The 12,704-nt window shown below is 43.9% G+C and carries 11 protein-coding genes; 6 read left to right on the top strand and 5 right to left on the bottom strand.

The features are described from left to right. Positions 1-70: 70 nt before the first annotated feature. Positions 71-910, bottom strand: coding sequence for a 23S rRNA (adenine(2030)-N(6))-methyltransferase RlmJ (locus PMAL9190_RS14290; protein WP_087845777.1), 840 nt, complete (start codon positions 908-910; stop codon positions 71-73). 213 nt (positions 911-1,123) lie between these two features. Here PMAL9190_RS14290 and prlC point away from each other — a divergent pair, with 213 nt between their 5' ends. Beyond that, positions 1,124-3,166, top strand: a complete 2,043-nt coding sequence (prlC, locus tag PMAL9190_RS14285) for an oligopeptidase A (protein ID WP_087845776.1) — start codon at positions 1,124-1,126, stop codon at positions 3,164-3,166. Positions 3,167-3,274: 108 nt separating this feature from the next. Here the strand turns inward: prlC and gppA are convergent, their stop codons facing one another. Together gppA and rhlB are read right to left on the bottom strand one after the other, a co-directional pair. Then, positions 3,275-4,765: a guanosine-5'-triphosphate,3'-diphosphate diphosphatase gene (gene gppA, locus PMAL9190_RS14280; protein ID WP_087845775.1), complete on the bottom strand. Its 1,491-nt coding sequence runs from the start codon at positions 4,763-4,765 to the stop codon at positions 3,275-3,277. A gap of 18 nt (positions 4,766-4,783) precedes the next feature. Beyond that, positions 4,784-6,088, bottom strand: coding sequence for an ATP-dependent RNA helicase RhlB (gene rhlB / locus PMAL9190_RS14275; protein WP_087845774.1), 1,305 nt, complete (start codon positions 6,086-6,088; stop codon positions 4,784-4,786). Between the two features lie 112 nt (positions 6,089-6,200). On the opposite strand from rhlB, the gene trxA reads away from it, so the two are divergent. The 5 genes from trxA (at position 6,201) to fre (ending at position 11,129) form a co-directional block, all read left to right on the top strand. Continuing rightward, a complete protein-coding gene (trxA, locus tag PMAL9190_RS14270) occupies positions 6,201-6,527 on the top strand; it encodes a thioredoxin TrxA (protein ID WP_060999723.1) in 327 nt (108 codons plus the stop codon). 199 nt (positions 6,528-6,726) lie between these two features. Next, positions 6,727-7,992 carry a transcription termination factor Rho gene (rho, locus tag PMAL9190_RS14265; RefSeq protein WP_060999724.1) on the top strand — a complete coding sequence of 422 codons (1,266 nt, stop codon included), beginning with the start codon at positions 6,727-6,729 and terminating at the stop codon, positions 7,990-7,992. A gap of 233 nt (positions 7,993-8,225) precedes the next feature. Then, entirely contained in the window at positions 8,226-10,091 is a 1,866-nt protein-coding gene (gene ubiD, locus PMAL9190_RS14260; RefSeq protein WP_087845773.1) for a 4-hydroxy-3-polyprenylbenzoate decarboxylase, read from the top strand. Positions 10,092-10,145: 54 nt separating this feature from the next. Beyond that, a complete protein-coding gene (locus tag PMAL9190_RS14255) occupies positions 10,146-10,409 on the top strand; it encodes a 2Fe-2S iron-sulfur cluster-binding protein (protein WP_060999728.1) in 264 nt (87 codons plus the stop codon). A gap of 9 nt (positions 10,410-10,418) precedes the next feature. Then, a complete protein-coding gene (gene fre, locus PMAL9190_RS14250; RefSeq protein WP_087845772.1) occupies positions 10,419-11,129 on the top strand; it encodes an NAD(P)H-flavin reductase in 711 nt (236 codons plus the stop codon). Positions 11,130-11,189: 60 nt separating this feature from the next. Here fre and PMAL9190_RS14245 read toward each other — a convergent pair whose 3' ends face one another. Continuing rightward, positions 11,190-12,080, bottom strand: a complete 891-nt coding sequence (locus tag PMAL9190_RS14245) for a carboxylate/amino acid/amine transporter (protein WP_087845771.1) — start codon at positions 12,078-12,080, stop codon at positions 11,190-11,192. 135 nt (positions 12,081-12,215) lie between these two features. After that, the gene (locus PMAL9190_RS14240; RefSeq protein WP_060999733.1) at positions 12,216-12,638 is read right to left on the bottom strand and encodes a universal stress protein; all 423 of its coding nucleotides are present in this window, start codon (positions 12,636-12,638) and stop codon (positions 12,216-12,218) included. Positions 12,639-12,704 lie beyond the last annotated feature (66 nt).

Below are 12,704 nucleotides of genomic sequence, written 5' to 3'. Positions count from 1 at the left end.
TTGCAACCAAAGAAAGGCAACAGCCACTGCAAAATGTGGCTGTTGATTGTGCAAAAGTAATGTTAGCCAGTTATTCCGGCACGATCCACTCAACTTTATAATGGCCATGATTCGGTGCTATGGCTTGTTGCAACCATGGCAGGATCTGTTCCATTTGAGCCGCTAGTTTCCACGGTGGGTTAATCACAATCATGCCTGAGGCTGTCATGCCGCGTTCTTCTGTGTCTGGCTCAACGCCAAGCTCAATTTGAAGAATATTACGAATGTCTAAATCTTTTAGACCTTGAAGCATATTATCAATTGTTTCGCGGTAAACCACAGGGTACCAAATTGCGTAAGTGCCTGTTGCCCAACGTTTATGGCTTTGCTTAATCGCTTTCACTACATCTTGGTATTCGTGTTTAAGCTCATAAGGAGGATCAATCAATACCACTCCACGACGTTCTTTGGGGGGCAAGCTGGCTTTTAATCGTGCGAAGCCATCTTCTTGGTATATCTTAACTCGGCGATCACCACGAAACTCTTGCAGCAATAATGGAAAATCACTTGGGTGTAATTCGGTTAATACCATGCGGTCTTGGTCACGAATTTGCGCGCGCGCCACCTTAGGTGAGCCAGGGTAGTAACGTAACTCATCGCTGTCATTAAGGGCTTTAATTGCATCAATATATGCACCAATTTCGGTCGGAATATCATCACGAGACCAAATACGGGCGATACCTTGCTTAAACTCACCGGTTTTTTCGCTGCGCTCATCTTGCAGATCGTAACGACCAACACCTGAGTGAGTATCGTGATACACGAACGGTTTATCTTTTTGCTTGAGTGCATCCAGAATTAGGCTTTGAACAATGTGTTTAACCACATCTGCGTGGTTGCCAGCGTGAAAGCTGTGGCGATAACTCAGCATGAAATTAGTCTCTATCGGTATCTAAAGCAGGGGTGCTAGTGGCTATTATCGTCAATTATTCGGCAATATCCAACCATGGTGCCAACCTTTGCTACTATCAAGATTGAGGAAATGCGCTATTTCTACCTTTTTATACTCTAAACCGAGCAAAGGATTGAAATTTATCTATCGCGGGCGCATGTTAATAATAAGATAAAAATAAAGGAAAAGCGTATGTCTAACCCATTATTGACGATGACTGATTTGCCACCGTTTGCTCATATTAAACCTGAGCACATTAAACCTGCGGTTGAACAAGCGATCACTGATTGTCGCAACAACGTTGAATCAGTGCTGTCTCAATTACAAATGCCAACCTGGAACACCATTTGTCGTCCACTGGCTGAATTAGATGATCGTCTTGGACGTATTTGGTCGCCAGTTGGCCATCTTAATGGGGTCAAAAATAGCCCCGAGTTACGTCAAGCGTATGAAAGCTGCTTACCGTTATTGTCAGATTACGCGACTTGGGTTGGACAACACAAAGGCCTTTATGACGCCTATAAAATGATTCAAGCGAGTGAAGATTTTGCTGATTTGAGTCAAGCTCAACAAAAAGCCGTAAATGATGCGCTAAAAGCGTTTGAGTTATCAGGCATTGGTTTACCTGCAGAGCAACAGCAGCGTTTTGGTGATATCAGTAAGCGGTTGTCTGAACTTGCTTCAACCTTTAGTAATAATGTTCTAGATGCGACTATGGCATGGAACAAAGTGATCACCGATGTTGAGCAACTGCGTGGTTTACCTGAATCTGCATTACAAGCAGCACAAGCGAATGCAGAAGCCAAGGGTGAGCAAGGTTACTTGTTTACGCTTGATATTCCATCGTATTTACCAGTAATGACGTATTGTGAAAACCGTGAATTACGAGCAGAGATGTATCAAGCATTCAGTACTCGCGCCTCAGATCGTGGTCCTAATGCGGGTGAGTTTGATAACTCTGAAATTATTGCGGAAAAACTTAAACTCAGTCATGAGATCGCGAGTTTATTAGGGTTTAGCAATTATGGTGAAAAATCACTAGCGACGAAGATGGCGCAGTCGACCGATCAAGTGTTGGGCTTTTTAAATGATTTAGCTGATCGTGCTAAACCGCAAGGTGAGCGTGAAGTGGCCGAGTTACGTGATTATGCTCGCAATGAATTTGGGGTTGAGCAATTAGAGCCGTGGGATTTTGCTTACTATTCAGAGAAGCTAAAACAACACCGTTACAGCATTTCAGATGAAGAGCTTCGTCCATATTTCCCTGAAAAGAAAGTGGTGGCTGGTCTATTTGAAGTGCTTAAGCGCGTATTTGGTCTCGACATTAAACAACGTCAAGGCGTGGAAGTATGGCACGAGTCGGTAAAATTCTATGACATCTTTGACAACCAAGGCACATTGCGCGGTAGCTTCTACCTCGATCTTTACGCGCGTGAGCACAAGCGTGGTGGCGCATGGATGGATGAGTGCGTGGTGCGTCGTACACGTATCGACGGTAGTCTACAAACACCTGTGGCGTATCTAACTTGTAACTTTAACCGTCCAGTGGGCGATCAGCCAGCGTTGTTCACTCATAACGAAGTGACAACCTTGTTCCATGAAACGGGTCATGGTATTCACCATATGCTAACCCAGATTGATGTGGCTGCGGTGTCGGGTATTAATGGTGTACCGTGGGATGCAGTAGAGTTACCAAGTCAATTCCTAGAAAACTGGTGCTGGCAGGAAGAGGCATTAGCGTTTATTTCAGGGCATTACGAGACCGGTGAACCGTTACCAAAACTGATGCTGGATAAAATGCTAGCAGCGAAGAATTTCCAATCAGCGATGTTTATTTTACGCCAGCTTGAGTTTGGATTGTTTGATTTCAGCTTGTACTCTAACTACGATCCCGAGGTGGGTGCGCAAGTATTAGAGACCTTGTTTGAGGTTAAAGACAAAGTTTCAGTGGTGCCAAGCCCTGAGTGGGGACGTTTCCCTCATAGCTTTAGCCATATTTTTGCTGGTGGCTACAGTGCAGGCTATTACAGTTACTTGTGGGCTGAATTATTATCAGCGGATGCATTCTCACGCTTTGAAGAAGAAGGTATTTTTAACCCGCAAACAGGTAACGATTTCCTAACTTGCGTGTTAGAAAAAGGCGGTAGTGAAGAGCCAATGGAGCTGTTTAAGCGTTTCCGTGGCCGTGAACCACAATTAGATGCAATGCTGCGTCACAGTGGTATTACCGGCTAAGGCTGGCTGATTACCAAGCACTCACCAATAAAAAAGGCTCCTTAGGGAGCCTTTTTTGATCCTAGAGCAAAGAGGGTAACCCTCATCGCTAGCTTGTAATGCTATTAATCAGTCTTGTGCCGTTACGACCATTGGCCAGCCCATATCGGTTTGACGGGTGGCTTCTTGGGTCAGTTCGCTACGAGTGAGCGGATTATTGATCAACCATTTCGCCGATAATAACAAAGTCAATTTGTTGTCTTCCATACGTAAGCTAAAGGGAGGCAAACAGCTTTGATCGCGGCGATGGCATAAAATAATCGCCAGTCGTAACAAGCGCAGTAAACGAGCAGCACTTGGCGCTGATAACGCATGTTGTTCTGGTAAGCTAGTTAATGGGCCGTTATGACGACGCAATAACTCAGCAATAAGATTTTTTTGTGCGCGAGTGAAACCAGGTAAGTCCATGTGCTTAATTAAGTAAGCTGCATGTTCACCACTTTTTTTAAATTCAATGCTAGCGCCAATTTCATGCAATTTGGCTGCCGCTTGAAGGAGGTTTTCTGCTGGTGGTTCCAGTTGCCAATTTGAACACTGGGCTAATAATGCCAATGCCATATCACTCACGTTATCTGCGTGGTGATGATCCAATTGAAACCGTTGTTGCATGCTCAAAATTGTTCGTGAGCACACATCGTGATGACGCATTTGATCCATCATTTCATAGACCAAGCCTTCACGTAGCGCACCGCCAGCAAGGGTCATGGATTCTATTTGTAATGATTCAAATAGGGCGATTAGAATCGATAAACCGCTAGGGAAAACTAGCGCTCGTTCTAATGTTAAACCTTCAATATCAAGATCTTCCAAGCGTTCATATTGCATCGCTTGGCGTTGAAGGCGTTTAAGTTTTGGCAGGGTGATGATTTCATCCATGCCTTGTGCGAGCATAATTTCTTGTAATGCTTGCACGGTGCCACTTGCGCCAACACAGGTTTCCCAGCCTTGCTGAGTGTAACGCTCAATAATGGCTTCAATCGCTTCTTTAGCGCCATTAATAGCGGCATCGAAGTTGACTGAGGTAAGGTAGCGATCTTTAAAATAACGCTCCAGCCATGTGACACAACCAATTTTTAGGCTCGTCAATGCACTGGCATCAAAACCTTCACCGATAATGACTTCGGTACTGGCGCCGCCAATATCGACCACCAGACGTTTATCACTGCCACCAGAGGTATGCGCTACCCCTTGATAGATAATACGTGCTTCTTCTTCACCCGCAATCACGCTCACAGGATAGCCAAGAATACTGTGAGCTTGAGAAAGAAATTCGTTAGCATTGACCGCTGTACGCAAGGCGGCAGTACCGACAATGCGAATATGATCAGGGTTGATATCTTGCAAACGTTCGGCAAAGATAGCCAAACAGTCAAGCCCGCGTTGAATGGCGTCTTGGCTGAGTTCGTTGTGATTATTCAACCCCGCCGCTAAACGTACTTTACGTTTGATTTTAGCGAGCGTCTGAACACTGCCATTGACTTCACGCACAACCCACATATGAAAGCTGTTTGAACCTAAATCAATTGCGGCATAAAGCGGTGATACTGAATTTCTTTCCATAGAGATACTTTAACTTATTTATGCTGGTTTGTTTTGTGGCGGACGACGGCGATTATTGCGCTGACGAGACTGCCCCTGACCTTGACGCTGGTTATTACGACGACCACCCTGACGAGGATTACGCTGTAAGCGAATCGGTGCAGGTAAATCATCTAAAAGGGCATCAGAGTCATATTTTGATTGTGGAATACCATGCTCGATATAGGTTTCAATCGCTGGCAAGTTAATGGCGTATTCTTCACAAGCGAAGCTGATTGAGTGACCACTTTCACCCGCACGACCGGTACGACCAATACGGTGAACATAATCTTCAGCATCATCAGGAAGATCGTAGTTAAATACGTGGGTAACCATTGGTATATGTAGACCACGAGCAGCAACATCGGTTGCAACAAGGATATCAATATCACCTTTCGTAAATTGCTCTAGAATACGCTCACGTTTTTTCTGTGGTACATCACCAGTAAGTAAACCAACGCGATGACCATCAGCGGCTAAGTGACCCCAAACATCTTCACAGCGATGCTTAGTATTAGCGAAAATAATCGCACGATCAGGCCATTCTTCTTCAATTAACGTTTGTAATAAACGCATTTTTTCTTGGTTTGATGGATAGAATAGCTCTTCTTTAATACGGTGGCCTGTTTTTTGTTCAGGTTCAACCACAACGCTTTCAGGGCTATTCATGTGCTCAAAAGCCAGCTCTTTAACACGGTATGATAACGTGGCAGAGAACAGCATGTTTAAACGTGCTTTTGGCTCAGGCATGCGACGGAACAAGAAGCGAATATCTTTAATGAAGCCTAAATCGAACATGCGATCTGCTTCGTCAAGAACAACCACTTGAATACTTACAAGGTCAATAACACGTTGCTTGTAGAAGTCGATAATACGACCGCAAGTACCGATCAGAATATCGACACCTTCATCAAGCACTTGTTTTTGTTTTTCATAAGGTTCGCCGCCATAAGCAAGGCCAGCTTTAAGGCCGGTGCTCGCAAGTAGCGATGATGCATCATTGAAAATTTGGATCGCCAACTCACGCGTTGGCGCCATAATGATCGCTCGCGGTTGGTTGGTTTTACGCTCTGCTGGTGCAGGGTTCTCCAATAGGTGGTTAAAAGTAGCGGTCAGAAAGGCTAGGGTTTTACCCGTACCTGTTTGAGCCTGTCCCGCGATATCATGGCCAGTGAGCACAACTGGCAATGCCAAGGCCTGGATCGGGGTACAATTATGAAACCCTTTCTCTTCCAATCCTTTTAGCACTAGGGGGTTTAACCCTAGTTCGGCAAATTTCTGCTCTGTGATATGTGTCGTCTTCATTGCTATAGAATATCAGCTTAGGGTTGCAATACGAAACGTATTCCATTCAAATAGGATAACGATTTGCTGGTTAATTCAATATCAGCTAACAAAATCACTGTTGGAGTGGAAGATGAGCGATAAGATTGTGCAGCTTACCGATGAAAGTTTTGATACTGATGTTGTCAATGCTGCGAGCCCGGTACTCGTCGATTTTTGGGCTGAATGGTGTGGTCCATGTAAAATGATTGCCCCTATTCTTGATGAAATCGCTGATGAATATGAAGGTAAATTAACGATTGGTAAATTAAATATCGACCAAAACGCGGCGACGCCGCCAAAGTTTGGTATTCGTGGTATTCCAACGTTATTGCTGTTTAAAGATGGCGCAGTTGCTGCAACTAAAGTTGGCGCGTTATCAAAAACTCAGCTGAAAGAGTTCCTCGAAGCGAACTTATAAGTGTTATAATTGCGAGCCATGCACAATTTCTAAGTTGTGCATGGTTTGTCTAGCGACTATGCTAGACGAAGAGAACGTTTAGTGTTAACGTAACGCACAGAAATTACATTTTCGTTCATTTCTTGACCAGGCCCTATTGGTCATCCTTATCTCAACTAAATATAGAACCCCGATTTTGACAAACAAGAAACCCACCACTATGAATCTTACAGAACTCAAGAGCCAACCTATTCCTAAGTTGGTATCACTTAGCGAAAGTTTAGGATTGGAAAACCTGGCCCGCCTACGTAAGCAGGACATTATCTTCTCCATTCTTAAGCAACATGCTAAAAGTGGTGAGGATATTTTTGGCGACGGTGTTCTAGAGATTTTGCAAGATGGCTTCGGCTTTCTGCGTAGCGCAGACAGTTCTTACCTTGCAGGCCCAGATGATATTTATGTATCACCAAGCCAAATTCGTCGTTTTAACCTTCGTACTGGCGATACTATTGCCGGAAAAATTCGTCCACCAAAAGATGGCGAACGTTACTTTGCACTACTGAAAGTTAACGAAGTAAACTATGATAAACCCGACAACGCTCGTAATAAAATCCTTTTTGAAAACCTTACTCCACTGCACGCAAACTCACGTATGCGTATGGAGCGCGGTAACGGTTCTACTGAAGACATCACTGCACGTGTTCTTGATTTAGCATCACCGATTGGTAAAGGCCAACGTGGTCTGATTGTTGCGCCGCCAAAAGCGGGTAAAACAATGTTGCTGCAAAACATTGCCCAAAGTATTGCCCATAACCACCCTGAGTGTGAGTTAATGGTATTGCTTATTGATGAGCGTCCAGAAGAAGTAACGGAGATGCAACGTCTTGTAAAAGGCGAAGTGATTGCATCAACGTTTGATGAGCCAGCTTCACGTCACGTACAAGTGGCTGAGATGGTAATTGAAAAAGCAAAACGTCTAGTAGAGCACAAGAAAGATGTGGTTATCTTACTTGACTCAATTACTCGCCTAGCACGTGCTTACAACACCGTTATTCCGTCATCTGGTAAAGTTCTAACAGGTGGTGTGGATGCCAACGCCCTTCACCGTCCTAAGCGCTTCTTTGGTGCAGCACGTAACGTTGAAGAAGGCGGTAGCTTAACTATCATCGCAACAGCGCTAGTTGATACTGGTTCAAAGATGGATGAAGTTATCTACGAAGAATTTAAAGGTACTGGTAACATGGAACTGCATCTTTCTCGCAAGATTGCTGAGAAGCGTGTTTTCCCTGCGATTGATATCAATCGTTCTGGTACTCGTCGTGAAGAGTTATTAGCAAAAGCTGATGAACTACAGAAGATGTGGATCCTGCGTAAGATCGTTCACCCAATGAGTGAAACCGATAGCATGGAATTCTTGATCGATAAGCTATCAATGACCAAAACTAACGAAGAGTTCTTTGACGCAATGCGTCGTCAGAAATCATAATGTAGTTGGTTGTTATTGAATTAAAAACGTCACTCTAGAGTGGCGTTTTTTTATGGTTGAAATTTAACATTGTTGATTCGGTTTAATTGTTAACCCACAGAATTATAAAGGGTATTTTCTTTTTTTTGTCGACAGGTGTTTTCCGTCTCACAACTGGTTATACTAGCAAAAATCATTCTCATCAAGCCGTTATCAGAGATACTGATTAGCTTGGTTTAGCTACAGGTAGTCGCATGAAATACAAGGATTTACGTGACTTTATTGCTTATTTAGAGCAACAAGGGCAATTACAACGTATTCAACAACCAGTCGATCCTAATCAGGAAATGACTGAGATTTGCGATCGCACTTTGCGGGCTGGCGGGCCGGCATTGTTGTTTGAAAATCCTGTCGGTTATGACATGCCAGTATTGGCCAACCTGTTTGGTACCCCTGAACGAGTGGCGATGGGAATGGGGCGCGATAATGTTAAGCAATTACGTGAAGTGGGTGAATGGTTAGCCTATCTAAAAGAACCTGAGCCTCCTCAAGGTTTACGTGACGCAATTAATAAAATTCCGGTATTTAAGCAAGTGCTTAATATGCCAACTAAAGTGCTTCGAAAAGCGCCTTGCCAACAAATTATATGGCAAGGTGACGAGGTTGATTTAGATAAAATCCCCATCATGAGTTGCTGGCCTGGTGATGTCGCGCCGTTACTGACATGGGGATTAACTATTACCCGTGGTCCAAATAAAAAGCGCCAAAATTTAGGCATATATCGTCAACAAAAAATTGCCAAGAATAAAGTGATTATGCGTTGGCTCGCTCACCGTGGTGGCGCGTTAGATATGCGTGAATGGTGCCAAGCCCATCCTGGAGAAAAATTTCCGGTGACAGTGGCATTTGGCGCCGATCCTGCCACGGTACTAGGTGCTGTAACGCCTGTGCCTGATACGCTATCTGAATACGCATTTGCCGGTTTATTACGTGGTAGTCGTACCGAAGTGGTAAAAAGCATCAGTAATGATCTACAAGTGCCTGCCAGTGCTGAAATCGTAATGGAAGGCTATATCGACCCTGAAGAATATGCCGATGAAGGCCCTTATGGCGATCATACTGGTTATTACAATGAGGTTGAACGGCATCATGTGTTTACCATTACTCACATTACGATGCGTAATGATCCGATTTATCACAGTACCTATACGGGGCGTCCACCGGATGAACCTGCAGTACTTGGCGTGGCGTTAAACGAAGTGTTTGTGCCTATTTTGCATAAACAGTTTCCTGAGATTGTCGATTTCTATTTGCCGCCGGAAGGGTGTTCTTACCGCATGGCAGTAGTGACAATGAAGAAGCAATATCCTGGTCACGCTAAGCGGGTCATGATGGGAGTGTGGTCGTTTTTACGCCAGTTCATGTACACTAAATTTGTGATTGTCTGTGATGATGATGTCAATGCACGTGATTGGCACAGTGTGATCAATGCCATGACAACGCGCATGGATCCGGTTCGAGACACATTGATGATTGATAATACTCCAATTGATTCACTGGACTTTGCGTCACCAGTGGTGGGCTTAGGCTCAAAAATGGGGATTGATGCCACCATTAAATGGCCGGCAGAATTAGCAAACACTGCAGCTACATCGGTAGGGTTAAGGCCTGCTGAGTGCGATATTGAAGCCGAATTAGCCGCCTTGCGTCAGCAGTTTCCGGCGATCATTGATTGCTATTTACCGCCACAAGCCGCTGATCACAGTATGGCAATCGTGAGTATCAATAAAACCGTTGCTGGTGAAGCTTTGCAGATCATGACTGCAGTATCGGCTTGTTTAAATACATTCACCGATGCCAAATTTATAATTATCTGCGATGGCGACGTCAATGTACGTGATTGGAATGATGTTATTTGGGCGGTTACAACCCGCATGGATCCAAGTCGTGATACGGTATTAACCGCCGCGACCACAGACCGTTGCTCAAAGATCGGTTTTGATGCTACCAATAAAATTGGTGAAGAAACTCAACGTGAATGGGGTACACCGATTATTAAAGATCCTCAGATTGTTGCGCGCGTTGATGCTATGTGGACACTATTAGCACTGGATCAGTAAGCTGATATTTTTATGTTTCAGGGGCAAAAGATGGCCCTGAATTGAGCGTTTTTTATGTACCAAGTACGCCTGTTGCCCAATAACATTACTTTTGTTGCTAGTGCGCAGCAAACAGTATTACAAGCAGCGCTCGACGCAGGTATTGCTTTCCCTAATCGCTGTCAGGTTGGTGCTTGTGCAATGTGTATGTGCCGTAAACAACAAGGCCAAATAAGCTATCAGCTTGAGCCAATGTTAACGCCACAAGAGCAGGCACAAGGCTGGATCTTTGCTTGTCTGGCGAGGGTGGAAAGTGACTTGGTATTATCGTTAGACTAGAGGAAAACCATGTCTATCCAATGTGAAGTAAAGTCAGTTGAACCGTTGGCATGTAATACATACCGTATTTTATTAACGCCATTACAAGCCCTCGATTTTAAAGCGGGCCAATACTTATTAGCCGTGATGGGTGACAAAGATAAACGCCCATTTTCGATTGCGAGTAGCCCTTGTCGTCAAGGAGAGCTTGAACTTCATATTGGCGCTGCAGAGCATAATGCTTATGCGTTAGAAGTGGTTGAAACCATGAAAAAAGCCCTCACAGAGCAGCAACCAGTAACTATTGAAGCTGCGCATGGTGAAGCATGGTTGCGTCATGAAAGTCAGCGTCCGTTAGTGATGATTGCTGGTGGTACTGGGTTTTCTTATATTCGTAGTATGGTCGATAACTGCATTAGCCGTGGCTTAACACAACCGATATTCATTTATTGGGGTGGGCGTGATTTGTGCCAGTTATACGCGAATGATGAAATGCAGGCCTTGGCACAGCAAAACGCTAATATTAGCTATGTACCTGTGGTGGAAACCGCGCCAGAAGATTGGCAGGGCAAAGTTGGCAATGTATTGGATGCTGTTGCCGAGGATTTTGTAAGCTTATCTGCCTATGATATTTATGTGTGTGGCCGTTTTGAAATGGCAGGTGCCGCGCGTGAACGTTTCTGTACTGAAAAAGGTGCGTTACGTGAGCATATGTTTGCTGATGCGTTTGCGTTTATTTAATTTTGATTACATGTGTTAAAAAGGCGCGATTATCGCGCCTTTTTGGTGATTATATTACGGCTATGATGACGGATGTTGTGATTGGCGTTGAGCGGCGACCTTATCTTTTATCCAGCTTTCGTTAAACCATAACGACAATAATATAATTCCACCGCCGATAATTAATCGCGGGTAATCGACATTATGATTCCAAATCACAATATTGACGATTAAGCCTGCGGGTACTAGAGCGTTATTCATGATCGCCAATGCGCCAGCATTAACTAATGTTGCGCCCTTATTCCAAATGAAATATCCCAGCCCTGAAGCAATCACACCCAGATAAACTAAAATTCCCCATTGCAATGACGTTGTTGGTAACTTGGCACTATTACCAAACAAGAGATACATTGGTACAGCGACACACACGGCACCTAAGTAAAACCAGCCAAACACGGTATGTTGTGGAATAGCTGCCTGCTCTTGCTCGATAATTCTTTTGTAACCGACTTGGCCTATTGCAAAGCACAGATTCGCCCCTTGGACGATTAAAAATCCAATAATGAAGTGCTGATTGATGCCTTCAAATTTAATCACTGCCGCACCTAATACCGCAATGACTGCGCTGAGTAAGTACCATGGCGAGAATTGTTTATGCAGTGCATCGTAAATCAGAGTGACATAAATTGGCGTGAAAATAGTGAACAATAATACTTCGGGTACGGTTAAATATAGAAATGATTGGTAGTAGAAGCAATACATTAACCCGAGTTGAAATGCGCCGACTGTCATTAATTTGATAGCAAGCTTAGGGTGTAAATGTTTGGTGCGTAAAAACGGTAAAAAAACCATAGCCGCTAAACAAACACGGGTAAGTACTGAAAACCAAGCATCGACTTGACCAGCAAGATAAACGCCAATCAAACTAAAAGAAAACGCCCATAGTAGGGTTATTACAGATAAGTATCTCATCGTCGCAATAGAGTGTGTTGGTAAAGGGTAATGAGAGTGTAACTAAATTGCGGCAGTAGGAATATGATAATTACAGTAGGTGAAATAGCAATGATCAGCAGTCGTTATAGCAACGACTGCTGTAATGAAGCGGAACTATTTAAGTGGCACCATTAATAAATCAACCGGAGTACGGCTAATAAGTTGGCGAGTCGATGATAAAATTTTGCTCCAAAAATCTTGATGATGACCACAAATAACCAAATCAACATTGAGATCTTTAATCGCAACGCAAATCTCTTCGCTTAAATCGCCGCTACCAACAAGTGTATGTGCGACAGGGTAGCCGGCATTGTTCGCCAGTTGGTGTAATCTATTTTGAGCATCAGTTTCAGCGCGTTCATGCATCTCTGCTAGATTTATATCAATCAAACCAGTGTAGAGATCAGCGTAATCGACATCGATATGGACCAGTGATAGTTTTGCATCCAATGATTGCGCTAGTTTAGCGGCTTTATCGACTAGATAGGCGCTGTCTTCAGAAAGATCAATAGCAGCGAGAATATGTTTATAAACCATCGCTTACACTCCATAGCAATACAATAATGCTGTATGTTAGCACTGGTATTAACTTAAAAATATCGA

Origin of the sequence: Photobacterium malacitanum (assembly GCF_900185615.1) — a bacterium.
GTDB lineage: Bacteria > Pseudomonadota > Gammaproteobacteria > Enterobacterales > Vibrionaceae > Photobacterium > Photobacterium malacitanum.
The sequence above is the reverse complement of the archived record's forward strand: the minus strand, read 5'-3'. Positions and strand labels throughout refer to the sequence as shown.